The organism is Paraburkholderia tropica, assembly GCF_914484835.1.
Lineage (GTDB): Bacteria > Pseudomonadota > Gammaproteobacteria > Burkholderiales > Burkholderiaceae > Paraburkholderia > Paraburkholderia tropica_A.
This window is the reverse complement of the sequence record NZ_CAJZAR010000062.1, coordinates 134,677-159,806: the sequence shown is the minus strand read 5'-3', so window position 1 is coordinate 159,806 and position 25,130 is coordinate 134,677. Positions and strand designations below refer to the sequence as shown.

23 protein-coding genes and 1 pseudogene are annotated in these 25,130 nt (G+C 66.1%); 9 read left to right on the top strand and 15 right to left on the bottom strand.

What is annotated here, in order from left to right; genetic code table 11:
- Positions 1–8 precede the first annotated feature (8 nt).
- The 3 genes from LDO54_RS21760 to LDO54_RS21750 are packed head-to-tail and all read left to right on the top strand — an operon-like array spanning position 9 to position 3,000.
- Entirely contained in the window at positions 9–1,037 is a 1,029-nt protein-coding gene (locus LDO54_RS21760; protein ID WP_224012730.1) for an ABC transporter permease, read from the top strand.
- Positions 1,031–1,894 carry an ABC transporter ATP-binding protein gene (locus tag LDO54_RS21755; RefSeq protein WP_224012729.1) on the top strand — a complete coding sequence of 288 codons (864 nt, stop codon included), beginning with the start codon at positions 1,031–1,033 and terminating at the stop codon, positions 1,892–1,894. Before LDO54_RS21760 ends, LDO54_RS21755 begins: the two co-directional genes overlap by 7 nt.
- Positions 1,895–1,944: 50 nt before the next feature.
- Positions 1,945–3,000, top strand: a complete 1,056-nt coding sequence (locus tag LDO54_RS21750; protein ID WP_224012728.1) for an ABC transporter substrate-binding protein — start codon at positions 1,945–1,947, stop codon at positions 2,998–3,000.
- A 51-nt stretch (positions 3,001–3,051) separates the two neighbouring features.
- Here the strand turns inward: LDO54_RS21750 and LDO54_RS21745 are convergent, their stop codons facing one another.
- Together LDO54_RS21745 and LDO54_RS39280 are read right to left on the bottom strand one after the other, a co-directional pair.
- A complete protein-coding gene (locus tag LDO54_RS21745; RefSeq protein ID WP_224012727.1) occupies positions 3,052–3,906 on the bottom strand; it encodes an alpha/beta fold hydrolase in 855 nt (284 codons plus the stop codon).
- Positions 3,907–4,108: 202 nt separating this feature from the next.
- Positions 4,109–5,286, bottom strand: a pseudogene (locus LDO54_RS39280) (GNAT family N-acetyltransferase).
- Between the two features lie 219 nt (positions 5,287–5,505).
- Here LDO54_RS39280 and LDO54_RS21730 point away from each other — a divergent pair.
- Positions 5,506–6,309 (top strand): enoyl-CoA hydratase, encoded by an 804-nt coding sequence (locus LDO54_RS21730; protein ID WP_224012724.1) that lies wholly within the window; start codon positions 5,506–5,508, stop codon positions 6,307–6,309.
- Here LDO54_RS21730 and LDO54_RS21725 read toward each other — a convergent pair whose 3' ends face one another.
- Together LDO54_RS21725 and LDO54_RS21720 are read right to left on the bottom strand one after the other, a co-directional pair.
- Positions 6,310–6,741, bottom strand: coding sequence for a MarR family winged helix-turn-helix transcriptional regulator (locus tag LDO54_RS21725; RefSeq protein WP_224012723.1), 432 nt, complete (start codon positions 6,739–6,741; stop codon positions 6,310–6,312).
- A 136-nt stretch (positions 6,742–6,877) separates the two neighbouring features.
- Positions 6,878–7,366, bottom strand: a complete 489-nt coding sequence (locus LDO54_RS21720) for a cupin domain-containing protein (RefSeq protein ID WP_224012722.1) — start codon at positions 7,364–7,366, stop codon at positions 6,878–6,880.
- A gap of 240 nt (positions 7,367–7,606) precedes the next feature.
- Between LDO54_RS21720 and LDO54_RS21715 the strand changes: the two genes are divergently transcribed.
- Together LDO54_RS21715 and LDO54_RS21710 are read left to right on the top strand one after the other, a co-directional pair.
- The gene (locus tag LDO54_RS21715; RefSeq protein ID WP_224012721.1) at positions 7,607–8,842 is read left to right on the top strand and encodes a hypothetical protein; all 1,236 of its coding nucleotides are present in this window, start codon (positions 7,607–7,609) and stop codon (positions 8,840–8,842) included.
- Positions 8,843–9,429: 587 nt separating this feature from the next.
- Complete coding sequence (locus tag LDO54_RS21710) at positions 9,430–10,995, top strand: amino acid permease (protein ID WP_224012720.1); 1,566 nt, start codon at positions 9,430–9,432, stop codon at positions 10,993–10,995.
- A gap of 138 nt (positions 10,996–11,133) precedes the next feature.
- Here the strand turns inward: LDO54_RS21710 and LDO54_RS21705 are convergent, their stop codons facing one another.
- Together LDO54_RS21705 and LDO54_RS21700 are read right to left on the bottom strand one after the other, a co-directional pair.
- A complete protein-coding gene (locus LDO54_RS21705; RefSeq protein WP_224012719.1) occupies positions 11,134–12,219 on the bottom strand; it encodes a porin in 1,086 nt (361 codons plus the stop codon).
- 231 nt (positions 12,220–12,450) lie between these two features.
- A complete protein-coding gene (locus tag LDO54_RS21700; RefSeq protein WP_224012718.1) occupies positions 12,451–13,422 on the bottom strand; it encodes an ABC transporter substrate-binding protein in 972 nt (323 codons plus the stop codon).
- A 176-nt stretch (positions 13,423–13,598) separates the two neighbouring features.
- Here LDO54_RS21700 and LDO54_RS21695 point away from each other — a divergent pair, with 176 nt between their 5' ends.
- Positions 13,599–14,510: a LysR family transcriptional regulator gene (locus LDO54_RS21695; RefSeq protein WP_224012717.1), complete on the top strand. Its 912-nt coding sequence runs from the start codon at positions 13,599–13,601 to the stop codon at positions 14,508–14,510.
- Between the two features lie 87 nt (positions 14,511–14,597).
- Here the strand turns inward: LDO54_RS21695 and LDO54_RS21690 are convergent, their stop codons facing one another.
- The 7 genes from LDO54_RS21690 to LDO54_RS21660 all read right to left on the bottom strand — a co-directional run bounded on the left by LDO54_RS21690 (position 14,598) and on the right by LDO54_RS21660 (position 20,806).
- Complete coding sequence (locus LDO54_RS21690; protein WP_224012716.1) at positions 14,598–16,205, bottom strand: rhodanese-related sulfurtransferase; 1,608 nt, start codon at positions 16,203–16,205, stop codon at positions 14,598–14,600.
- Positions 16,202–16,798, bottom strand: coding sequence for a cysteine dioxygenase (locus LDO54_RS21685; protein ID WP_224012715.1), 597 nt, complete (start codon positions 16,796–16,798; stop codon positions 16,202–16,204). Before LDO54_RS21685 ends, LDO54_RS21690 begins: the two co-directional genes overlap by 4 nt.
- Positions 16,798–17,610: a class II aldolase/adducin family protein gene (locus LDO54_RS21680; protein WP_224012714.1), complete on the bottom strand. Its 813-nt coding sequence runs from the start codon at positions 17,608–17,610 to the stop codon at positions 16,798–16,800. The genes LDO54_RS21685 and LDO54_RS21680 overlap by 1 nt, the downstream gene beginning before the upstream one ends.
- A 20-nt stretch (positions 17,611–17,630) precedes the next feature.
- Positions 17,631–18,725, bottom strand: coding sequence for an LLM class flavin-dependent oxidoreductase (locus LDO54_RS21675; protein WP_224012713.1), 1,095 nt, complete (start codon positions 18,723–18,725; stop codon positions 17,631–17,633).
- A 244-nt stretch (positions 18,726–18,969) separates the two neighbouring features.
- Entirely contained in the window at positions 18,970–19,245 is a 276-nt protein-coding gene (locus tag LDO54_RS21670) for a pentapeptide MXKDX repeat protein (protein ID WP_224012712.1), read from the bottom strand.
- A 64-nt stretch (positions 19,246–19,309) separates the two neighbouring features.
- Positions 19,310–20,095: a molybdopterin-dependent oxidoreductase gene (locus LDO54_RS21665; protein ID WP_224012711.1), complete on the bottom strand. Its 786-nt coding sequence runs from the start codon at positions 20,093–20,095 to the stop codon at positions 19,310–19,312.
- Between the two features lie 51 nt (positions 20,096–20,146).
- Positions 20,147–20,806, bottom strand: a complete 660-nt coding sequence (locus LDO54_RS21660) for a cytochrome b/b6 domain-containing protein (RefSeq protein WP_224012710.1) — start codon at positions 20,804–20,806, stop codon at positions 20,147–20,149.
- Between the two features lie 423 nt (positions 20,807–21,229).
- On the opposite strand from LDO54_RS21660, the gene LDO54_RS21655 reads away from it, so the two are divergent.
- A complete protein-coding gene (locus LDO54_RS21655) occupies positions 21,230–21,775 on the top strand; it encodes a sigma-70 family RNA polymerase sigma factor (RefSeq protein ID WP_224012993.1) in 546 nt (181 codons plus the stop codon).
- Positions 21,772–22,413 carry a DUF1109 domain-containing protein gene (locus tag LDO54_RS21650; protein ID WP_224012709.1) on the top strand — a complete coding sequence of 214 codons (642 nt, stop codon included), beginning with the start codon at positions 21,772–21,774 and terminating at the stop codon, positions 22,411–22,413. Before LDO54_RS21655 ends, LDO54_RS21650 begins: the two co-directional genes overlap by 4 nt.
- 18 nt (positions 22,414–22,431) lie before the next feature.
- Here LDO54_RS21650 and LDO54_RS21645 read toward each other — a convergent pair whose 3' ends face one another.
- Together LDO54_RS21645 and zwf are read right to left on the bottom strand one after the other, a co-directional pair.
- Positions 22,432–23,229: an ROK family protein gene (locus LDO54_RS21645; RefSeq protein ID WP_224012708.1), complete on the bottom strand. Its 798-nt coding sequence runs from the start codon at positions 23,227–23,229 to the stop codon at positions 22,432–22,434.
- A 148-nt stretch (positions 23,230–23,377) separates the two neighbouring features.
- Entirely contained in the window at positions 23,378–25,033 is a 1,656-nt protein-coding gene (gene zwf / locus LDO54_RS21640; protein WP_224012707.1) for a glucose-6-phosphate dehydrogenase, read from the bottom strand.
- Between the last annotated feature and the right edge of the window lie 97 nt (positions 25,034–25,130).

Sequence of the window (25,130 nt, the reverse complement as noted above, 5' to 3'; positions counted from 1 at the left end):
GATCGATCATGACTTCTCGCGCAGCACGAACGTTGACGCTGCCACCCACGCAGCAGGCCGCGACGGAGCGCGCGCCTTCACAGACCCCACACGCCGCGCGCGGCGGCTGGGCGGGATTGACCGCGTGGGGCGCGTCGCTCGCATGGCTCGGTGCGGCGGCCGTTACACGCGCATGGCCGAGTCTCGACGACTGGCCGCACACCGACGCACTGCTAGCACTCGAACTCGCATTGGCCGCCGTGGCGTTTCTGCTTGCCTTGCGAGGCCGCCGCGCGGGCGTCGCGCCCACAATCGCGCCGTGGCTCTTGGCGCTCGCGTTCGGCGTGAGCGCGTGGGAGATCATCACGGCGAAGCTCGAAATTCTGCCGCGTCCGTTTTTCGCGCCGCCGCAAGCGTTGATCGCGGTGTTCTTCGACGATTACGCGCGCCTGCTCTCCAGCGTCGCACATTCGTTCGGATTGCTATCGATTGGCTATCTGATCGGCGCAGCGACGGGCTTCGTCGTTGGTGTGAGCATCGGCTGGTCGCGCGCGGTCGGCTACTGGCTGCATCCGGTGCTGCGGCTCATCGGCCCGCTGCCCGCGACCGCGTGGCTGCCGCTTGCGTTCTTCTTCTTTCCGTCGAGCTTCAGCGCGAGCGTGTTCCTGATCGCGCTCGCCACGGCGTTTCCGGTCGCGGTGCTCACGTGGTCGGGCGTCGCGGGCGTGAACGCCGCGTTCTACGACGTTGCGCGCACGCTCGGCGCGCGGCCCGCGTTCCTGATCGTGCGCGTCGCGATTCCGGCGGCGCTGCCGTCGGTGTTCGTCGGCTTGTTCATGGGGCTGGGCGCGTCGTTTTCCGTGCTTATCGTCGCCGAGATGATGGGCGTGAAAGCGGGGCTCGGCTGGTATCTGCAATGGGCCCAGGGCTGGGCCGCCTATTCGAACATGTACGCGGGTCTGCTCGTGATGGCGCTGATGTGCTCGGGCCTCATCACGCTGCTGTTCCGCGTGCGCGACCGCTTGCTCGGCTGGCAAAAAGGACTGCTCAAATGGTAGCCGCGACACTGGCTTTGCAACCCGAAGACCTCGCGCCATACGGCACGCTGGGCGAGCCGGACGAACCACCCGTCGGCGCGCGCATCGACGTGCGCCACGTCACGCAAGGTTTCGCGCTGCGCGGCGAAACGCTGCCGGTGCTCGAAGACGTCAGTCTCACAGTCGAGCCCGGCGAGTTCGTCGCGCTGCTCGGGCCGAGCGGCTGCGGAAAGTCGACCTTGCTGCGTCTGGTCGCGGGCCTCGATGCGCCGCTGAGCGGCACGCTGCACGCGAATGGCGCAGCCATCGCCGGCCCCGATCCGTCGCGCGTGCTGGTGTTTCAGGACCCGACGCTGTTTCCGTGGCGCACGGTGCGCGAGAACGTCGGGCTCGGTCCGCAGGCGCAGCGTGCGCGGCGCGGCTGGTTCGCGCGTCGAGGGACGTCCGCGCAGGGCGATGCCGATTCGCGCATCGATGCCGCGCTCGAACTCGTCGGCCTCAAGGGCTTCGAGCAGGCGTACCCGCATCAGCTCTCGGGCGGCATGGCACAGCGTGCGGCGCTGGCGCGCGCGCTCGTCAACGACCCCGCGCTGCTCGCGCTCGACGAGCCGTTCGGCAAGCTCGATTCGCTCACGCGCATGCGCATGCAGTCGGAACTCGTCGCGCTGTGGCAGCGCACGCGCGTTTCCGTGCTGCTCGTCACGCACGACGTGGAAGAAGCGCTCGTGATGGCGAACCGCGTCGTGGTGTTCAGCGCGCGGCCCGCGCGCATCGTGGCTGAGGTGCGCAACGACGCGCCGTATCCGCGTCATCGCGACGATCCGAAGCTCGTCGAATTGCGCCGCGACGTGCTCGCGCAACTCGGCCTCGATGCATGAGTGCATCACGATTTGATAAGAATGCCTAAATAAAAGACCACTCCGATATCATGAACCCGACCGACAAATACGGCAGGCCAGAACAGCCCGATCAGCCCATTCAACCCGCCCGCCGAACGTGGCTGCGCAACACCGCGTTCGCGACCGGCGCGGCGGCACTGGGCGGACTGGCGTTCGGCTTGCCCGCCACGCGCGCACGTGCCGACGAAAACGCGAAGCACCTCAAACTCTCCTGGAACGCAGGCGCGATCTGTACGGCGCCCGTGCCGGTGGCCGCGACGCAAGGCTTCTTCCGCAAGCACGGCCTCGACGTCGAACTCGTGAACTTCGCGGGCTCGACCGATCAGCTGCTCGAAGCGATCGCGACCGGCAAGTCGGATGCGGGCGTCGGCATGGCGCTACGCTGGATCAAGCCGCTCGAACAGGGTTTCGACGTAAAGCTCACGGCGGGCATCCACGGCGGCTGCATGCGTCTGCTCGCGACGAAGCAGTCGGGCATCGTCGATCTCGCGGGACTCAAGGACCGCGCGGTGGGCGTGAGCGACATGGCGAGTCCGGCGAAGAACTTCTTCGCGATCACGCTCAAGAAGATCGGCATCGATCCCGATAGCGAGGTGCGCTGGCGTCAGTATCCGGCCAACCTGCTCGGCGAGGCGCTGAAGAAGGGCGAAGTGCAGGCGATCGCGGACGGCGACCCGACCATCTGGACGCTGCGCGAATCGGATCATCTGGTCGAGGTGTCGAACAATCTGTGCGGCGAGTACGCGAATCGCGTCTGCTGCGTGCTGGGCGTGCGCGGCACGCTCGTGCGCCGCGACCGCGCGACGGCGCAGGCGCTCACGGCGGCGCTGCTGGAAGCCACGCAATGGACCGCCGATCATCCGGCGGAAGCGGCGAAGGTGTTTTCGGCTTACGCGCCGAACGCCGATGTGAACCAGCTCACGGCCATGCTCAAGAGCCACACGGACGGTCATCATCCGGTGGGCGCGGCGTTCAAAAAGGAAATCGCGCTCTACGCCGACGATCTCAAGACCGTGGGCGTGGTGAACGCGAGCACGGACTCGAATCAGTTCGCGTCGCGCGTGTTCGCGGACGTGCTGGCGTAACGAAAGCGGAGGAAGAAAAGCGAAGCGTTCGGCGCGCGCCGAACGCCTGCATCAGACTTGCGCGATGAAGTTGCGCACGTAGGTGTTGAACAGGTCGGGATGCGTGCCGTTCATGCCGTGCGTCGCGCCCTTCATGGTCACGCGCTGCGCGAACTCGATCCACTCTTCGAGCGCTTCCACGTTGTTGCGGAACATCAGCGGGCTGCGCTGGCCGTCGATCAGCAGCGTGCGGCACTTGATGTCGGCGGCGGGGCGGCGCGTGTAGGCGGGCAGCGGATCGTCGAGCTGCTTGGGCAGCGTCGTGGCGTTGGCGATCGCCATTTCGCGGAACGCGTGCGGGCTCTTGCGCCACGCGCCGGGCATGCTCACGGAGTCGACGAACAGTTCGAGACCTTCTTCAAGCAGACCGTCTTCGATCATGTTCGCGGCGCGCGTGCGCAGCGCGTTGGTCGCGGGCGGCAGCACGTCTTCGTCTTCTTCGAGACGGCGCAGCGGGCCGCCCGGATCGGCGAGCACGAGCGTGCGCACGAGACGCGGATAACGGCGCGCGAGGTGATAAGCGATCGAGCCGCCGCGCGAATGGCCGACGACGTGAACCGATTCGAGCCCCATCGCCTCGATGAAATCAGCCAGTTCATGCAGATGGCTTTCCCAGCCGAATTCGCCCTGGATGCAGGCGTCGGCGGCCGGCCAGTAATGGCTCAGGCTCGGCGCGATGCAGCGGAAATCGTCCGCGAGTCCGTCCAGTTGGGGCGCCCAGTAGCGGTAGTCGCACAGCGAGCCGTGCACGAACAGGAGCGGTTCGCCGGCCCCGCGTTCGAGATACGGCAGGACGACACCCGAGTTCAGCGTGGCGAACGACAGGTCGGGCGGGGCAAGAAGGGACGGATCGATGCGTTGGTTCACGGAGATGTACTCCAGTCGCGGAGATGACACTTTGCCGCAGGTCAACGCTTAAGGGAAACGAAATTAATTGAACGTTGCGATAAGGTTTTCTGATTGATTGCGCTTCGTTTGCGGCTGGGTTTGGAACCGATTTCAGCGAAGGCTTAAACGACCGGCGGGCGGGCGATGCGCCGCCGCATCGCCATGCCGTCATGGACGCGGCTTACAGCGCGAGCTGGTAGCGGACGAAGTCGTCGGCCTGAACGAAGGTGTCGTAGAGCTTGCGCGCGGGATTGTCCTGGCGCGTGTGCCAGTAGAGGCGCGACCAGCCGCGTGCCCGTCCGAGCGCGACGAGATCCTCGATCAGCCGCTTGCCGATACCCAGGCCGCGATGCGCCGGATCGACGAACAGGTCTTCCAGATAGCCGATCGGCGCCTCGACCCACGTGCCTTCGTGCAGCACGGCGATGCTGAAACCCACCACGCGCGTACCCGATTGCGCGACGCGGCCGAGCATCGGAACGGCCGGATCGAGCAGGCGCGCCCACGTGTGCGCGCTCACACGCGGTGCGACCTCGGTTTCGTAGAACGCGGTGTAGCCCGCCCAGAGGCGCAGCCAGTCTTCGCGGTCGGCGGGCGTGACGTCGCGGATCACGAGTGCTTCGGTTTGAATCGGCGTCATGCGCGTGCACTCCCTTCGCGCAGGCTCGCCAGCGATGCGCGCTGCTGACCGTCGGCGTCGAAGTTGCTGCTTGCGAGCCACCGCTCGAAACCCGTGCGCACCTGCGGCCAGTCCTCGTCGATGATCGCGAACCACGCGGTATCGCGGCTGCGCCCCTTATAGACGACCGCTTGCCGGAAGATGCCTTCGAACTGAAAGCCGAGCCGCAGCGCGGTCTGACGCGAGGGCGCGTTGAGGCTGTCGCATTTCCACTCGTAGCGCCGATAACCGAGGTCGTCGAACACATAGCGCATCAGCAAAAATTGCGCTTCGGTCGACAGCGCGCTGCGCTTGAGCAGCGGCGAGAACGTCACGCTGCCCACTTCGATCACGCCGTGTGCGGGATCGATGCGCATCAGCGCGAAGGTGCCGACGGCCTTGCCGGTCGCGCGGTCGATGATTGCGTAGTGCAGCGGGTCGGTGGACGCGGCGGCCTTGGTCAGATACTCGCGGAACGCGGCGAAGTCGGTGAACGGGCCGGTGAAGAGATAGGTCCAGTCGCGGCCGTCGGCGGCCTGGCGATAGGCTTCGAAGAGGTCGGCGGCGTGACGCTCGACGTCGACCGGTTCGATGCGGCAGCGCTCGCCTTCGAGCGTCACGCGCGCGGGGCGCTCGCGCGGCGTCCAGTGGTCGACGGCGGGGCCGATGGGCTGCTCGAATTCGTTGATGCGGGAGGCCATGAGTGCGTTCCTGAGGTCCGTGGCGCGCGTGTTCGCGCGATAGGACGAATAAGGTAACGCAGCGGTGGTTCCTTGCAAAGATCCACGGAAATGGGGTTCGTTGGGGCCACGGTCATGTGCGGTTCGCACCGACTTCACGCCGCTCTCGCGTTTACTTCGCATGCGAATAAAATTATACTTCGCATGCGAACTTTAACGCGCATCTCTGGAGACGAGACGATGACCCCGGAAATTCAGGTGGAACTGGCAGACGGTGTATTGATCGCGACGATGTCGCGGCCCGACAAGAAGAACGCGCTGACGAATGCGATGTACGGCGCGCTGGCCGACGCGGTCGCGCGCGCGAACGACGACGACGCGATCCGCGTGCTGCTGATTCAGGCCGACGGCGATCTTTTCACGGCGGGCAACGACGTATCGGAATTCGCCGCGCAGGCGATGGGTAATCGGGGTAATGGCGGTAACGGGGACAAGGGCGCGGAGGAGCGCCACGTGCTGCGCTTTCTGCGCGCGCTCGCCACGGCCACGGTGCCGATCGTCGCCGCTGTGCAGGGCAAGGCCGTGGGCGTCGGCACCACGATGCTGCTCCACTGCGATTACGTGCTGCTCGCCGACGACGCGCAACTGATCACGCCGTTCGTGAACCTCGCGCTGGTGCCGGAAGCGGCGTCGAGTTATCTGCTGCCGCTGTGCATCGGGCACACGCGCGCGTTCGAAATGTTCGCGCTGGGCGATCCCGTTCCCGCCGATTCCGCCGTCGCGTGGGGCATCGCAAACCGGACCGTACCGCTCGCCGAATTACGCACGGAAGCTCGCCGTATCGCCGGGAAACTCGCCGCGCGGCCCACGGGCTCGCTCACGGCCATGAAGCGCCTGATGCGCGACGCGGAAAAGCTGGTCACGCAGATGGACAGCGAAAGCGCGATTTTCGTCGAGCGTCTCGCGAGCGCGGAAGCGAAAGAAGCGTTCACGGCGTTCGCGCAGAAGCGCGCGCCGGATTTCACGAAGCTCGCGCGGCAGTGATCAGGCGTCGTCGTCGAGGGCGGGAAACTTGTCCTGCAAGCTGCCGAGCCAGCGCGCCACGACGTCGATTTCGGCATCGCTAAAGCCTTCGGTCAGACGCGCGTTCAGATCGGCGAGACCGGCTTTCGAGCGCTTGACGGCCGCGCGTCCGTCTTTCGTGAGCCAGAGCCGCGAAGCGCGGCGGTCGTTTTCGTCGGCGTGGCGCTCGACGAGACCGGCGCGTTCCGCACGATCCACGAGGCCGCTCATGCCCGGCGCCTTGAGGTCGAGCGCGGCGGCCGCCTCGCTCGTCAGCGCGCCGTCGTTTTTCGCCAGATAGAACAGCAGGCCGACTTGCGCCGCCGTCGCGCCGCCCGACGCCGCGCGCGCCTGCGACCAGCGATGCAGACGCCGCTGGCCCACATTGAGCAGATAGACGAGCCGATGATCCATGCCCCGCACCTCGAATTGCATGCCGCCGCCGCGCATCGACGCGCGTGAATGGCTTGAGTGAATAGCTTGAGTAAATAGTTCGCGTGCGAATATTAACATGCGCGTCAGGCGGGCTTTCCGGCGCGCGGGGCGTGGCTTACTCGTTGCGCGCTTTGCCGTCGTGCGGGCCGATGGGCCGCTCGGGCCAGTCGGTCCAGCCATCGTCGCGGGTGGCCTGATGCGCCGCGTTCAGCGGATAGTGAATGCGGTTTTCGGGCTTCGTCACCTCGCCGACGACCATCAGCCGCACTTCGTCGCGCGTGTTGTTCAGAAAGGTGTGGCAAATGCCCGTGCCCGCCGGAAACCCCACCGAATCGCCCGGTTGGAGCCGATGCAGATGGCCGTCGATCCAGACATCGGGCGTGCCTTCGAGCACGTGCACGAATTCTTCCTCGGCGCTTTCCGCGTGCGGATACGACGTGCGCCGTCCGGGCAGCAGCCGCACATGATGAATGCCGATGCGCGTGAGCCCGAACGTGCGAGCCAGCGGCGCGCCGATGCCCATGAGTTCGGTGTCGCCGGTGTAATGGCTGTCGTCCGGTCCTTCAAGCTCGGTCCAGTGCCGGATAAAAGCAGGGCGTTGCATGATGCGGCTCCCAGAGAAGACAATTTGCGTATGACACCATCGGCTCGCCGCGGTGTCCATCGAATTCGGCCGATGCGGTCATGAACGGCAAACGATTGCGCGCGGGCCCTGAAGCATTCCTCTCGACGCGGGCCTTCAGAATGCGCGAATCGCGCCGTTAGCCGTTGGATCGACGCGGTTTCGCGCATCGCCTGGCCGTCGTGCCGGCACTCGTTTCCTCGACAACAATATTCAAAGACCATGGGTTTCTTCGACCGTTTCCGCAAAGCGCCCGCGCCGCCTGCGCCGCCTTCCGTGGCGGAATTCACGGAGCTGTTCCTGTCCGCCTTGCGCGCGGCGGGCGACACGCGCACGTGGTGCGTCGAACTGGAGCACGATCGTCTCGTGCAGACGGAACTCGCCGACGGCGTGCAGCCGGGCATCATCAATCTGTCGAACATGTACCGGGACTACAGCAACGCCGCGCCGCAAGAGCGCGAGGCGTCGCTGCGCCGGATGGCGGCGGGCATGCTGCATCAAGACCTGCCCGCCACGCTCGCCGAGGCGAGGGCGAAGCTCAGGCCCGTGATCCGCAGCGCGACCGAACGCGGCGTTCTCGATCTCCAGACCCACGGCAACGCGAAGCGCCCGGACATCGCGTTTCGCGCGTTGTGCGGCAACCTCGAAATCGGCATCGCCTGCGATAGCGAATTCAACGTGATGCGGCTCGGCGACGCGCAACTCGCGAAGTGGGGCGTGAGCTTCGACGAAGCGCTCGCGATCGCCATCGACAATCTGCGCGAGGCGTCGTCGCAACCGTGGCTGGCCTTGCAGAACGGCGTGTTTCTCTCGCAGTTCGGCGACTTTTACGACGCCTCGCGCCTGTTGCTGACCGACCTGCTGTATCGCCAGGCGATTTCCGGCGCGCCCGTCGTGATGGCGCCGAACCGCACCGTGCTGCTGCTCACCGGCGACCGCAGCGAGGCGGGCTTGCAGACGCTCGTCGAGCTGGCCGAGCAGGCGTACACGCAGTCGCGTCCGCTGCCGCCGCTCATGCTGCGCTGGAACGGCGACGCGTGGGAGCGCTTCGTGCCGCCCGCGCTGGCGGCGAGGCTGCATCGCATGCGGCTGCGCGAACAGGATGCCGATTATCAGGACCAGAAGGGTCTGCTCGACGAACTGCACGTGCGCGAAGGCCGCGATGTGTTCGTGGCGAAGCACACGGTCCTGCAAAGCGCCGATGGCGCGCAGCGCAGCGTCTGCGCGTGGAGCGAGGGCGTGCACGCGCTGCTGCCCGATACGGACTTTTTCGTGCTGGTGCGCGCCGCCACGAAACAGACGGCCTTCGTGCCGCGCGCCGTGGTCATGGAGCGTTTCGCGGCGCACCTGAAGCCGACGTCGTATGTGCCGGTGCGCCACGAAGTCGTGGGCTTTCCCGACGAGGCGGAATTCGAGGAAATGCTGGCGAGCTACGAAAAGCTTCCGTCGGGCGGCTGATGGGCGTTGTCGGCGTCATGGGGATGATCGGCGTTATCGCAACTAACAGCCAAAGCTGCGCGCGCCATACCAGACGTCACCTCACCACGCGCGGCCAGCGAACAGAAGGCCGCGCGTTATGTCCCCATCGGTCGGCAATTGAGTCGGCAATTGAGTCGGCAATCAAGTCGGCAATCAACTCGGCAATCAAGTCGGCAATCACGCCGATCCCCATTCGCGCCCCGATATTCCATCAAGCGCCACGGCGCATCCGCGCCCACGTACGCGCCTAAACCGCCGCAATCCCGCCGCCAACCCAGTGCAAACTTCAGCCGCATGCGCGACGTGCGGCGGCCACTGCTATAAAATCGCGGCTCCAGTCTTCGAGACGAGCGGCGTCAGCGCTCGATCCGCTCGATCAATCGGCACGCCTGTCCGGGCGTTGCGTCAAGGTGTTGTGTCAAGTGCTCTGCTATTCGCGGCGACTTCGGCGCCGCTTACCGCCTATCGACGGCGGTTAGCTTCTTGCGCAATCGCATGGGTCATCGGGCTTTCCGGGAGCCTCGAAGCCTTACCCAGCAACACATAGAACACACACACAGATTTATATGGATTCGGATCCGCATCGCGTTTCGGAAAATGCTTCCGGCGCCGGCGACAACAAGCCCGCCTTGCATCGCAGTCTCAAAGCCCGACACCTGACCATGATCGCCATCGGCGGCTCGATCGGCACGGGCCTGTTCGTCGCATCGGGCGCGTCCATTTCGCAGGCCGGCCCCGGCGGCGCAATGGCCGCGTACCTCGTGATCGGCCTGATGGTCTACTTCCTGATGACGAGCCTCGGCGAAATGGCCGCGTTCATGCCGGTCTCCGGCTCGTTCGCGACCTACGGCGCGAAGTTCGTCGACGAGGGCTTCGGCTTCGCGCTCGGCTGGAACTACTGGTACAACTGGGCGGTGACCATCGCCGTCGAACTGGTGGCCTCGCAGCTGGTGATGAGCTATTGGTTCCCGCACGTGCCCGGCGGCTGGTGGAGCGCCGCGTTTCTCTGCGTGATGTTCCTGCTCAATGCGCTTTCGGTGCGCGGCTTCGGTGAAGCCGAATACTGGTTCTCGCTGATCAAGGTGATTACGGTGATCGCGTTTATCGGCGTGGGCCTGCTGATGATCGTCGGCATCCTGAAGGGCGGCGCCGATCATGTCTGGGGCAATTTCGCGCTCGACGGCGGTCCGTTCACGGGCGGCCTGCCGGCCTTGCTCGGCGTGACGATGATCGCGGGCTTCTCGTTCCAGGGCACCGAGCTGATCGGCGTGGCCGCGGGCGAATCGGAGAATCCGGGTCAAACCATTCCGCGCGCGGTGCGTCAGGTGTTCTGGCGCATTCTGCTGTTCTACGTGCTGGCGATTTTCGTCATCGGCCTGCTGATTCCGCACACCGATCCGAACCTGCTGAAATCCGACGTCACCGATATCGGCGTGAGCCCGTTTACGCTCGTGTTCCGCCGCGCGGGTCTGGCCATGTCGGCCGGCGTGATGAACGCGGTGATTTTGACGGCCGTGCTGTCGGCGGGTAACTCGGGCATGTACGCGTCCACGCGGATGCTCTACAACCTCGCGATCGAAAAGCGCGCGCCGAAGATCTTCGCGAAGCTCTCGCAAAGCGGCGTGCCGCGCAACGCGCTGTATGCCACCACGGCGGTGGGCGCGCTGTGTTTTCTCTCGTCGATGTACGGCGACAAGACCGTCTATATGTGGCTGCTCAACACCTCGGGCATGACGGGCTTTATCGCGTGGCTCGGCATTGCGGTGAGCCATTACCGCTTCCGCAAGGGCTTCGTCGCGCAGGGCTATTCGCTCAAGCAACTGCCTTATACGTCGAAGTGGTTTCCCATCGGGCCGATTTTCGCTTTCGCGGTCTGTCTGATCATCATGCTTGGCCAGGACTATCAGGCCTTCGTCGCCGACAAGATCGACTGGGCGAGCGTGCTGGCCACCTATATCGGCATTCCGCTGTTTGCGCTGATGTGGCTCGGCTATCGCCTCGTGAAGAAAAGCCGCTTCATTCGCTACGACGAGATGGATATCCAGGCGTTCGCCGATCGCGCCGCTCGCGCCGATCGCATGACGCCGTCGCGCGATGCAGCGCAAACGCAGCGCGAAGGCGCGCTGCAATAAGCGTAATTAGCGCAATAAGCGCAGTCGACACAATCAGCACTGTCGATCGAAAGACCCAAAGAAAAACCGCCCGCGTTTTGCAACGCGGGCGGTTTTTTTACGCCTTCGAACCCAGCGCCCGAAGCGGGCGCCGCGTCATCAGAAGATGTTGCGCAGACCGATTGCGACGCCGGTCTGGTTGTTGCGGCCCGGGTAGTCCGCGAGGTAAGCGCCCGTGCCGCGCGTGAAGTCGACCGTGCCGTAGACTTCCGTGCGCTTCGAGAGCGAGTACTCGGCGAGCAGCGTGGCCGAGTAGTTGATACCGACGCCGTAACCGCCATCAGCCAGCGCAGCGTTGCGTGCATGGCCGTAGTAGCCGGCCAGCGTGATCGCCAGCGGCGTCGTGGCTTGCCACGTCGAACCGACGTAGAAGTTGTCGTCGATACGGTTCAGGCTCGAGATCAGGGCCGGTGCGCCGCTGACCTGCTGCTGCGCCTGGTCGACCGTGCCCGAGTTGTCCTGCGAGTGCAGCCAGCCTGCCAGCAGGCGCACCGTCGGCACGACCGTGTAGACGAGGCCGACGTTGGCGATGTTGAACTTCTTGCCCGAGACGTCGTTCTGCTGGAAGCCCACGAGGCCTTGCACCGGACCGAACGCGTACGAAGCCGTGAAGCCGTACATCGAGTTCTGGCCCGTGCTGCCCGCGACGCCGCCGAAGCCGTACATCGCTTCAACATGCAGGCCGCCGATCGTGTTCGTGTACTTCGCCGAGCTGTTCGTGAAGAGGAACGGGCCGACCGGGTTGTACGCCCAGCTGTCCTGCCAGTAGTCGGCGACGGTCAGCGGATCGAACGTGTTGCCCATTTCGTCGAAGAACGGCGTTTGCTGGCGACCGAAGGTCAGCGTGCCGTACTTCGTGTTCGACAGACCGACATACGCGTTACGCTGGAACAACTGGTTGCTCGTGTTCGCGAGCTTGCCGTTCCACAGATTGAACTGGTTTTCCAGCTTGAAGACAGCCGACGTGCCGCCGCCCAGATCTTCCGTGCCCTTCAGGCCCCAACGGCTCGGCGTCACGACGCCTTCGCGCATCGAGATCAGGCCGTCGTTATTCGAGTTCGCGTTGGTTTGATAGCGCAGCGCCGTATCGACGAGGCCATACAGCGTCACCGAGCTTTGTGCGAATGCCGATTGGGCCGATGCGGCCAGCAGTGCGACGCCGAGCGCCGCGGTGGTCTTCTTCATGTGTTCCCCGTTTCTATTCGTCTGGATCGCCGCGCGGCAGGCGCGCTAGCGGTCGGATCTGGATATTCCGTGCGCGCCGGCGGAGTCCAGCGCGCTGAAAGTGGCGCAATGATATTTCGAACAATTTAAATTCCTGTAATGAAATCGATGCGCTGTCGCCCTTCTGCAACAAGGCTCCGCCGTGGGGTTGACGGTTTTTGGCCCACCGTCAGGTCCACGCTTGATGTCGCTTTAACGCGAATTTAAGGGGAATTGCTGATTGAAACTGGGCGTGACGTCGAGCCGCGCCTTGATGACGTCGGCGCGGTGATAGAGGTCGGCGGTGCGCTGCTGCTCGGCGATCAGGCCATCGTCGATGGCGACCGGCTGCAATTGCGCACGCTGATAAACCGTCTTCAGCACGTCGGCGGGCAGGCCCGTCACGCGCGATTGAATGGCCGCGACGTCGTCCGGGTGCGCGAGCGCCCAGCGCTGGCCCGCGGCCACGCGGCGCAGAAAGTCCGCAATTTCAGCGTGTTTCGTGCGGATCGCTTCATCGGTGGCGGCCTCGAAGCTCAGGCCCGACGAGACGCCCACGCCGTCCGCGATGCTGCGGTCGTGATCGCGCGACTCGGCCAGCGCGACATACGGGTCCCACGTGGACCACGCATCGACGGTGCCCGAAGCGAGCGCGGCCTTCGCGTCGGCGGGCTGCATGAAGGCCCACGTCACGTCGCTGAGCTTCAGATGCGCGCGCTCCAGCGTGGCCACGGCGAGGTAATGGCCGATCGAGCCGCGCGTGGTGGCGATGCGCTTGCCCTTGAGATCGGCGGCCGTGCGAATCGGCGACGACGCGCTCACGAGGATCGCGAGATCGACGGGCACCGAGCGCGTGGCCGACACCGCGCGAATTCTCGCGCCGGCGGCGTAGGCGAAGATGAGCGGCGCGTCGCCGAGTCCGCCCACGTCGATCGCGCCCGCGTTGAGCGCTTCGCCAAGCGGCTGCGCGGCCGGAAAGTTGAACCACTCGATCTTGTACGGCACGTCCTTCAGTTGACCCGATGCTTCGAGGATGCCGCGCGTCTGCAATTGCTGGTCGCCGACCTTGAGCGTGGTGTCGGCGTGCGCCGCGTTCGCGAAGAAGGCGAACGACGCCGCAAATGATGCCGCGAGCGCGGCGAAACGGCGGTGAATGAAACGAAAGCGTGAAGCGGAACGGCGCATGGATCGATCCTCGATAGCGGAACTGGCGTGAATGGCCCACGATAAGCAGCGCATCGTCATAACGCAAACGCATTGTTCTTCTATCTAAATATGCAAGAAGCAGTAGGCGCATCTTGAACCCGAGCGGTCATTCACGTAGGCTTAGCCGCCAGGTGCATCACGCAGGAACTCCATTCATGAAACTCGACGAGATCGAAGCCTTCGTGGCGGTCGTGCGCAGCGAATCGCTGAGCCAGGCCGCCGAAGCGCTTGAATTGACGCAACCCGCCGTCACGCGGCGTATCCAGAACTTCGAGGAAGCGCTGGGCGTCGCGCTGCTCGACCGCAACACCAAGCCGCTGCGCGCCACGCCGATGGGCCGCACGGTCTACGAACAATGCCGCGCGATCCAGCGCGAAGTCGACGCGCTGCGCCAGCTCGTGAACGACGGCGCGCCGCTCGCGGGCGTGCTGCGTCTGGGCGTGGCGCAAACGGTCGCCGACATCGCCATGCTCGACGCCTTGCAGGCGCTGCGCGCGGCGCATCCCGAACTGCAGGCGCGCGTCTCTACCGGCTGGGGCGCGCCGCTGCTGCAAAAAGTGGAAGACGGCGAACTCGACGCCGCCGTGGTGCTGTTGCCCGCGAATCGCGCGCTGCCCGAAGCGCTGGCGGGCGAAATGCTCGGCGCGCTCAAGCTCGCGGTGGTTGCACAAAAAGGGTTACTCAAGCGGCGCGCGCATACGCTGGCGGAATGCCAGTCGTTCGGCTGGGTGCTCAATCCCGACGGCTGCGGCTTCCGCGCGGGCTTGCAGCACGCGCTGGCCGCGCAAGGTCACACGCTGCGGCTGAACCTCGAAACGCTGGGCGCGGAATTGCAGCTCGGGCTCGTCGCGGACGGCGTCGGTCTCGGCCTCGTGCCGCAGCCGCTCGTGACTGCGAGCGCGCATGCGGAACGGCTCGACGTCGTGCAGATCGCCGATTTCAAGCCGGAAATCGCAGTGTGGATCGTGCGCTCGCGTGCGATCGGGCGCATGGAATCGGCGCTCGCGGTGCTTGCGCAAAGCATCGCGCGCCGCTTCAAGGCGGCGCGCATCGCAAAGGCGGCGTGAAGGCAGCGTAAAGGGCAAGGCTCGTTTCGAGCCTTGTTTTCAGGGCTCGAATCACGCGGCCGAATCACGTGTCTCAACTCACGCGTCTCAGATCACGAAGAAGCCATGCGTGCCATCGCGGCCGAGTTGCTCGACGAGACCGTATTCCCATTCGAGGTAGGCGTTCATCGCTTCGCGCGCGTTGCCGGTGCCTTCATACGGACGCCGGTAGCGGTCGATGCGCGGCGAGGCCAGCGTCGCCTCGCCTTCTTCTACCGGCAATCCCGCGCGAATCCACGCCGACGTGCCGCCTTCGAGCACCTCGACGGGCTTGCCCGTGAGCGCGGCGATGTCCGGCGCGGCAAACGGCGCGAGCGCATTCGTCATGCACACGGCCACGTAGCGCTTCGCGTCGGGCAACGTGCGCAGATCGGCGAACCCGGGCGCGAGATGCGAGCGCAGCGTCCAGTACGCGCCCGGAATGTGCGCCTTCACGTGATTCGCACTCGACGTGAAATCGAGCACCACGGTGCCGTCGCCGGGTTCGGCGAGCCGCGCCGCGAGCGCTTCGGGCGTGATCGACGCCACGGGCGAGGGTAACGGTTTTTGTGCTTGCCACGCGCCGCGTGCATCGAGATCGGCGGGCGACGCATCGTCGATCACATAGACGTCGATGTTCATCTGTGCGAGCCACGAGGCCGTCATGTTCGCGCGCACGCCGTCGTCGTCGAACAGCACCACGCGCGCGCCGCGAACCGGCGCGAACATTTCGGTTTCCTGAACGAGTTGACCGCCGGGCGCGTCGACGAAACCGCTCGCGTGCGCCTGCTCGTATTCCTCGGGCGTGCGCACGTCGAAGCGATAGGTCGTGCGCTGGGTTTCAGCCGTCCAGCGCGCGGCCTCGGCAATCGTCGTGCGGCCCACGCCCGCGCGCTCGGCCAGCGTGCGCGCCGCGCGTTGCGATGCTTCGAGCGTGGCGTCGTCGCGGCCCGCTTCGGGGTCGAACTGGCGCGTGCTGCCGTGCTCCAGCGTCTGCCCCGCGAGCGTCCAGCCGATCGTGCCGTTGCGCAGCGCGGCCACCGGATTCGGCAGCCCCGCATTCACGAGCGACTGCGTGCCGATGATGCTGCGCGTGCGCCCCGCGCAATTGACGATCACGCGCGTGGCCGGATTGGGCGCGAGCGCGCGGGCGCGCAGCGCGAGTTCCGCGCCCGGCACGCTGATGCTGCCGGGAATATTCATCGTGCGGTATTCGTCGAAGCGGCGCGCGTCGAGCACCACGACATCGGCGCCGCTGCGTAACAGCGCATCGACCGATTCAGCGGACAGCGAGGGCGTATGACGCTGCGCTTCGACAAACTCGCCGAACGCCTTGCTCGGCACGTTGACGTCGCGAAACACCTCGCCGCCCGCGTCGATCCAGCCGCGCAGCCCGCCTTCGAGCAGCGCGACATCGGTATAGCCGAGTGCATCGAGCCGCTGCGCCGCGCGTTCGGCGAAGCCTTCGCCGTCGTCGAGCAGCACGATCGGCACGTTGCGGCGCGGCAGCTTGGTCCACGCATCGAGTTCGAGTTTCGCGAGCGGCAGGTTCGCTGCAAACAGCGGATGGCATTGCGCGTGCGGATCTTCCTCGCGCACGTCGAGCAGGGCGATTTCGCGTTTCGCGAGCAGGGCGGCGCGCACGTCGTGAAGGCTGCGCGTGGGAAAAGACTTCATGTGACGGGATGTTCCTTGCTGAGGTCCCAGAGATTCGGGAGAAGATCGTTCGAATAGCCGGAGATGAAGGGCTTGGGCGGCGCGTCGGCGGGATAGGTCGCGCGGCGCACCGCGCCGATGTTCGCGCCATACACGTGGATGCTGATCGAGACGCGGTCGTCGAAGGCGTTGCGCACGCGATGAATGTCGCCGATGGCGGGCGAGACCGCTTCCACGTCGCCGCGCGCGAGACGCACTTCCGCGCCGTGTTCGTGCAGCGCGCCTTCGGCATCGCGCCGGTAGCCCTGCGCATATTCCGCGCCGCGCAGCACGCCGATGAGTCCCCACACCGTGTGGTCGTGCACGGGCGTTTGCTGCCCCGGGCCCCAGACGAAGCTGACCACGGAAAAGCGCTCGCGCGCGTCGGCGTGCAGCAGATATTGGCAATAGCGCTCGGGCGAGGGTTGTGCGAATGCGTCGGGCAACCAGTCGTCGTCGCGCACGAGTTCGCGCAAGGCGGCGAGGCCGCGCTCGATCAGCGCGGGTTCCTCGGGCGCCTCGTCGACAAGGCGCGCGATCTCGCCGACGAAGTCACGCAGTTTGTGTATCGCCATCAGTCGAGCAACTCCGGTTCAGCGGCGACGAGGCCCGCGTAAAGGCTCTCGAACGCGTGCTGCGCGCCGCCGGGGCGGCCTACCTGCTGATGCGTGAGCGCCGCCACGTCGTGCGGGATGCGCTGCGGTGTGCCCGCCGCTTCGGCGAGCAGTTGCGCGTGGCAGGCGTTGTCGAGCGCGATGTACCACCACGCGGCCGCTTCCACGCTCGGACCGGCGGTCAGGATGCCGTGGTTCTTGAGGATCGCGGCCTTGTGCGGCCCGAGCGCGGCGGCAATGCGCGCGCCTTCGCTCGTGTCGAGCACGACGCCCTGGAAGTCGTCGAACAGCGCGTGATCTTCGTAGAACGAGCAGGCGTCCTGCGTCAGCGGATCGAGCGTGCGGCCGAGCGTCGACCACGCCTTGCCGTAGAGCGAATGCGTGTGCGCGGCGGCCACCACGTCGGGGCGCGCTTCGTGGATGGCGGCGTGAATGGCGAACGCGGCCTGATTCACGGGGCCGTGGCCCACCACGATTTCGCCGTCGCGATTCACGAGCAGCAGATCGGAGACGCGCACGCGCGCGAAATGCAGGCCGAGCGGATTGACCCAGAAGTGGTCGGGCCATTCGGGATCGCGTGCGGTGATGTGGCCTGCGAGCCCCTGGTCGAAGCCGTAGCGCGCGAACAGGCGAAACGCGCCCGCGAGCCGCTCCTGGCGATGGCGTCGTTCTTCGGCGACGCTGCGTGCGCTGGCGGCGTTGTCGTCGTCGAACCAGAAGCGGCGCACGGGCGGCTGGCGGAAGTCGTGCGCGATGTCGAGAGCCGTGGTCATGATGCGTTCCTGTTCGTCGATCAAGCGGCTTTCGAAGCGGGTTGTGAGGCGGCCGCGCGCGATGTGAGTTCGCGCGTGGCCGGAATCAGCACGCGGCCATAGTCGATGGCGTCTTCGAGCGGATCGAAGCCGCGGATCAGGAAGGTCGTGACGCCGAGCGCGTGATACTCCGCGAGCGTCTGCGCGACCTGTTCGGGCGTACCGACGAGCGCGGTGGAATTCGAGCGTCCGCCGATCTCCTTCGCCACGGCGGTCCACAGCCGTTCGTCGGCGCGCACGCCGTCGCCGCCCGCCGCGAGCAGACGCCGCGCGCCTTCGCTCTGCAGCGGGCCACCGGCTGCGACGCCCTGTTCGGCGCGCAGACGGCGCGTGGCTTCGAGGATGTGCTCGGCGCGCTCCCACGCGGCCTTTTCCGTATCGGCGAGAATCGGGCGGAACGACACCGAGAAGCGCACGCTGCGGCCATGCTTCGCGGCTTCGGCGCGCACGCGCTCGATCAGTTCCTTCACTTGCTGCTGCGATTCGCCCCACAGCGCGTAGACGTCGGCGTGCTTGCCCGCCACTTCGAGCGCGGCCGCCGACGCGCCGCCGAAATAAATCGGCACATGCGGCTGCTGACGCGGCTTGATTTCCGAATGCGCCTGCTCGAAGCGATAAAAGCGGCCCGTGTGATCGAACGGCTTTTCCTCGGTCCAGACGCGCTTGAGAATCTGCAGATATTCGTCGGTGCGCGCGTAGCGTTCGTCGTGCGTGAGGAAGTCGCCGTCGCGGCGCTGATCGGTGTCGCTGCCGCCCGAAATGAAGTGGACCGCGAGACGGCCGCCCGAGAAGTGATCGAGCGTGGCGAGCTGGCGCGCGGCGAGCGTGGGCGCGACGAAACCGGGCCGATGCGCGAGCATGAAATGCACGCGCGAGGTCACGCTCGCGGCGTAGGCGATGGTGAGCGTGGCGTCCGGGCTCACGGAGCTATGCGGCACGAGAATGCGGTCGAAGCCCGCGTTTTCGTGCGCCTGCGCGAAGCTGCGCACATAGTCGACATCGATTGCGGGGCCTTGCGCGAGATGCGTTTCCGACACCTTGCGCTGCTGGATCATGCCTATGAATTCGACGCTCATCGTGGCTCCTCGGCTCGCGGACGGCGAGCAGCCGCCGGCGCATGGGTTCGTGTAGGGGGCGCGGCGCGCGCGGACGCCGCGCCGATCGCAATCAGCCTATCACCGCGTCATGCGCAAATTAAATAGTGATTTCATATAAAGATTTCAGATGTGCATGTTAAGGCGGCCCGCGCGCGCAAAGAAAAAGCCGCGCTCCCGCGTGAGCGGGAAGCGCGGCTGGCGGCGCGGCCGGCGTGTAGTGGGCTTACTTCGACATCGCGCCCGACGCGCCGTGGTCCATGCCCATGGCGTTGTCCTTTTTCATCGGCTTGCTCATCTTGTCGTGGGACATCGCGCCGCCTTTGCCCATGTCGTTCTTCGACATGGCGTCCTTGCCCATCGTGTCCTTGTGCATGCTGTCCTTCGACATCGCGTCGTTGGACATGGCGCCACTGCCTTGCGCAAAGGCGCTGCCCGCGCTCAGGCCCAACGTGGCGGCGAGGGACACAGCGGCGAGTGCGGCGATCGTGATCTTCTTCATGGTCATGCTCCTGGTGAGTGAAACGTTCTGCAAAAAAGCAGGGTGAAAGATGGGTCTCGGTGCGTCACGAACCGCCGAACCAGTTGTAGCCCTGATCGACCCAGTAACCGCCCGGGTAAGTGTTCGTGACGACAATCTCGACGATGTGCTTGGGGTTCTTGTAGCCGAGCTTGGTCGGCATGCGCAGCTTCATCGGATAGCCGTATTTCGCGGGCAGACGCTGACCGTCGTAGTCGAACGCGAGCAAGGTCTGCGGATGCAGCGCGGTGGCCATGTCGATGCTTTCGTAGTAATCGTCGGCGCAGCGGAAGGCCACGTAATGCGCGCTCGTGTCCGCGCCCACGCGTCGCAGAAAGTCGCCGAACGGCGTGCCGCCCCAGCGCCCGATCGCGCTCCAGCCTTCCACGCAGATATGCCGCGTGATCTGGTCGGCGCGCGGCAGCGCGTAGAGTTCGGGCAGCGTCCAGACGCGCTGGCCGGTCACGAGCCCGCCGAGCTTGAGCCGATAGCTGCCGCCATCGACCACGGGTGCCTGATCCTCGCTATAGAACGCGTTGAACGGAAACGGCCGCGTGATTTGCGCCTCGCTGTAGGTCGGCGCGAGCTGGTGCGGATTGAAGATGAAGGCCTGCACGCGGTCGTTCAAGCGCGACACGGCGGAAAGCAGCGTGTTGACCGAGGCGTCGTCGGTGATCGAGCAGCCGGTCAGCATCGCGAGGCCGCCGAGCGTGAGCAGGCGCTTGCCGAACAGACGCCGCGCGGGCATGTCGAGCTTGTCGATCTCGCGGCGCGCGTCGGTGAGTATCGCCGCGCGGTCCACCGTGACGATCCGCTTGTCGTTCGTGTTCATTGGGAATCCTTATGGAATGCGCGATGCCGGTTTCGCGAATGGGCGTGGCGATCAGCGCCCGCGCAGCATCGTGAGCAGCGAGCGCGGCACGAGCGCGACCATCGTCACGTGAAGCACGACGAACGCCGCGAGCAGCGCCATCGCGCAGAAGTGCACCACGCGGGCGCGGTCATAGCCGCCCATCAGTTCGCGCAGCACGGGAAACTGCACCGACTTCCAGATCGCGAGGCCGGAGAGCACGAGCACGATCAGATCGGCGATGGCCACCAGATACGCGAGCTTCTGCACGGCGTTGTACTGGCGCAGATCGGCGTGCGAGAGCTTGCCCGTGAGCGCGGCACGCAGATCGTGCACGACGTCGCGCGGACTCAGCGGAAAGAACTTCGCAAACAGGCGGCCGCTCGCGAGATTCAGGCCGAGATACACGAGGCCGTTGAAGACCAGCAGCCACATCGCCGCGAAATGCCATTGCAGCGCGCCGCCGAGCCAGCCGCCCAGCGTGATCGACGGCGGAATGACGATGCCGCGAAACACCGGCGAGGCGTCGTAGATGCGCCAGCCCGAGAACATCATGACGAGTGCCGCGAGCGCGTTGAGCCAGTGCGTGACGCGCAGCCAGAGCGGATGAATCGGGCGCTCGCGGCGCGCAGCGGGTGCCGCTGGCTCAACGGCGCGCTGGGCGGCATTCGGTGTTCCGGCGGTCGGTCCCATGGCGAATCCTCGTGGGGCAAGTGCGTGACGGTTACGAGTGAATTCGCTGCGCGCGCTTCGGCGGTTACAGCACGCATGAAAATTTTTCGCGAACGGTGCGCTGCGCAAATAAATCCGCGCAGCGTGTAACCGGCGCGGCGCACGCGACGAATAACGTCGATACGGCGCGCACGCGATGAACGAACACGGAGGATCAACAAGGTGAGCTGGGCAAAAGCGGCGGCAAGACGATGGCGGATGCGGGAACCCGACGCCCACGGCGGCGGCGCGGGCGCTATTGCGATGCGCAATGCGTTCGGCTACGCTCGAACCATCGATCCCGGATTCCACGCGGGCTCGGAACCGCGCCAGCCCGCCGCGAGCTTTCACGAGGCGGGCGCTCCCGTCACGCCAACCGATCGTCGCGCCAGCCCAGGACGCCCTGTGTATCCCGCGGAAATCCGTCTCAAAGCGCTGTTCGTCAGCGGACTGGAAGGTGACGCCGACGCCTACCGCAGCTTCCTGCAGGAGCTCACGCGCCATTTGCGCGGCTATCTGCGCCGCCGCATTCCGCAGATGCACGACGACGTGGAAGATCTCGTGCAGGAAATCCTGCTCGCGGTGCACAACGCGCGTCACACGTGGCGTCCCGACGAACCGCTCACGGCCTGGGTCCACGCGATCGCTCGCTACAAACTGATGGACTTTTTCCGCTCGCGCGCGCGCCGCGAATCGCTCAACGATCCGCTCGACGACCATACCGACCTGTTCGCCACGCCCGATGACGAACCCGCGCAGGCGCGCCGCGACATCGGCAAGCTGCTCGACCAGCTGCCCGACAAGCAGCGCCTGCCCATCGTGCATGTGAAGCTCGAAGGCCTGTCGGTGGTGGAGACGGCGAAGCTCACGGGGCTCTCGGAGTCGGCGGTGAAAGTGGGCATCCACCGCGGCCTCAAGGCGCTCGCCGCGCGCATCCGGGGGGCGCAATGAAAACCGACGACCTGATCAGCCTGCTTTCCACGGGCGTCGCCAAGGTGGACCGCAAGGCCGTGCTGCGCCGCTTCGCGCGCGCGCTGCCGCTGGGTTTCGCGGGCTCGCTCGCGCTGATGAGCATCGTGTTCGGTGTGCGACACGATCTGCTCGCGGTCGCGCAGACGCCGATCTTCTGGGCCAAGCTCGCGTTCCCGATCGGCGTGGCGCTGGCGGCGGCGCTCGCGGTGAGCCGCCTCGGCCGTCCGGGCGTGCGCGGCGGCTACGCGTGGGCGCTGCTGGCGGTGCCGTTCGTGGTCGTGTGGGCGGGCGGCTGGCTCACGCTCGGCGAAGCGGAGCCCGCGCAGCGCGCGACGCTCGTGCTCGGCCTGTCGTGGCGCACCTGCCCGTTCAATATCGTGCTGCTCTCGGTGCCCACGTTCGCGGCGGTGTTCTGGGCCGCGCGCGGCCTCGCGCCCACGCGCCCGCGCGTGGCGGGCGCCGCCGCCGGACTGTTCGCGAGCGCGTTGGCGACCATCGCCTATTGCGCGCATTGCCCGGAAATGAGCCCGGCGTTCTGGAGCGTCTGGTACGCCATCGGCATGTTGCTGCCCGCCGCCATCGGCGCGTGGCTCGGGCCGCGCCTGCTGCGCTGGTAAGCGCGGTTACGCCGCGATCTATTCGAATTCGCCGGTGCGCAGCGTCGCGGCGGGCAACTGCCGCGTCTCGCGCACCGAGCGCGGATGCCACAGACGCGCGCCGCCCTCGATGCCGCGATCGTTCGGCACGGTCGCCACGTTCGGCGGCAACGCAAACGTCAGACGTTCGGCATTGCCGCCGCCGATCCAGAGCTTGTCGTAATGCACGAGCGAATCGAGAATGCCGATCACCTTCTCGACACGCCGGTTCCAGCGCTTGTTGCCTGCCTTCTTGCGCGCCGCGTCGCCGATATATTCGTCATACGCGTGCTTCTTGCTGACCGGATGATGCGCGAGTTCGAGATGCGGCATCAGCTCGCCGTCGCGGAACAGCGCGGTGCCCGCACCCGTGCCGAGCGTCAGCACGAATTCGAGGCCGCGTCCTTCGATGGCGGCGAAGCCCTGCATTTCCGCGTCGTTGATCATGCGCACCGACGCGATGCCCAGCCGCTCGCCGAGCAGCCGCGCGAGCGGCACGTCGTGCCAGCCTTCCACGCCGAGATGCGGCGCGGTGAGCACGCGGTTGTCGCGCACGAAACCGGGAAAGCCGATCGACACATGCTGCGGCGGATACTGCGCGATCAAGGGCTGCACGAGCGTGTGCAGCGTCTCGACGAGCAGGTCCGGCGGACACGGATGCGGCGTTTCCACGCGCACGCGCTCGGTGCGCATGGCGCCGTTCGCGTCGATGATGGCCGCCTTCAGGCCGGTCCCGCCGATGTCGATGGCGAGGATGTTCTCGGGCTGGCGTGCGCGCGTTGCCGGAGCCTTCTTCACCGCCGTCTTTTTAACGGCGGCCTTCCGGCTCGCCGCCGGGCGCTTCGTTGTCGCCTTCGTTGTGACTTTCTTTGCCGCCTGCTTCGTGGTTGTTTTTCGTGCTGTTGCCACTCGTGCCTCCGTTGTTCGTGCGTGCGATATGTCGAGTTTATGGGCTGATGGGATCGCCCGCCGCGAGCGTGCGCCAGGCGCGGCCATCGCGCGCGAGCAGCGCGTCGGCTTCGGCGGGACCGGCGCTGCCTGCGGGATAGTCGTGCACCGGAATCGGCGCGCCGTGCGGATGCAGCACGCCATCCACGGCGGCCCACGCCGATTCGATGCTGTCGGCGCGCTGGAACAGCGTCTGGTCGCCGAGCATGCAGTCGTAGAGCAGCGTTTCGTAGCCCACGTTGGCGTGCTCCGCGAAAAACTGCTTGTAGTCGAACGACGAATACGCCGCGCCCACGCGCATGACCGGCCCCGGCACTTTCACGTTGAAATCGAAGCGCGTGCCGTGCGTCGGGTCGATGCGCAGCGTCAGCACGTTGGGCGTGAGCGCATCGACGGGCGTGTCGCGGAACAGCCGGAACGGCACCTGCCTGAGCTGCACCGAGATCTCCGTGCGGCGTGCCGCGAGCCGCTTGCCCGTGCGCAGATAGAACGGCACGCCCGCCCAGCGCCAGTTGTCGATGTGCACGCGCGCGGCCGCATACGTGGGCGTCGTACTGTCCTTCGCCACGTTCGGTTCGTCGCGATAGGCCACGCCCGCCGGACCTTTCGCGTATTGCCCGAACACCACGTCGCCGCGCTTGAGCGGCAGCAGCGCGTCGAAAATTTCCGCCTTGCGGTTGCGCACCGACTCCGCGTCGAACGAATTGGGCGGCTCCATCGCGATCATGCCGAGCAACTGGAACAGATGGTTCGGCACCATGTCGCGGAACGCGCCGGTCGGCTCGTAGAAACTGCCGCGCCCTTCCACGCCGATCACTTCCGACGCCGTGATCTGCACGCTGTCGATATATTCGCGCCGCCAGATGGGCTCGAACATCGCATTCGCGAAGCGCACCGCGAGAATGCTCTGCACGGTGTCCTTGCCGAGAAAATGATCGATGCGATAGATCTGCGATTCCCGCGCGAAACGCAGCAGATGCCGGTTCAGATCGCGCGCGCTGGCGAGGTCGCTGCCAAAGGGTTTTTCGATGACGATGCGGCGGAACGGGCCGTTGCCCTCGTTGCCCTTATCGTGCCCGCCGTCCTGCTTGAGCAGGCCCGCCTTGCCGAGTCGCTCGACGATCGGCTTGAAAAAGCGCGCGCCGACGGCGAGATAGAACACCACGTTGCCGCGTTGTTTGCCGGAAGCCTGGCCTTCGAGCTGCTGAGCCAGGCGTTGATAAGGCGCGTCGTCCTCGAAGTCGCCCGCCATGTAGTGCAGGCGCTGCGCGACCCAGTCCCACGCGCGGTCGTCGAGCTTGCCCGCGTGAAAAGTGCTGGCCTTGTCGGCGGCGAATTGCGCGAGCGCGTCGTGCAGATCGTCGCGCCACGCTTCGGTCGCGCGCTCGCCGTGATTGACGCCGATGATCTGCATGCCGCCGTCGAGCAGGCCATCGACGGCGAGGTTGTAGATCGCGGGCATCAGCAGGCGTTTCGTCAGGTCGCCGCCCGCGCCGAAGATCACGAGCGTGCAGGGCGGCGCGGGATGCTCGCCGGCGGGTGAAGCGGGCGCGCGCGGTGCGGCTTGCGGGTTTTGCGCGTCGTGCGGATGGGCGGGCAGCTTGGCGCTGGGCCGCGCGTTGGCGGCGTCGTGATCGGAGGCATTCGTCGGCATGATTTCGCTTCGGTTGAACGTGAACGTTCTCAGTGAGCAAATGCGATACCTTGACGGACCGGCCCGCCGCGCGCGGAGTTCCCGCCTCATGGCGCGC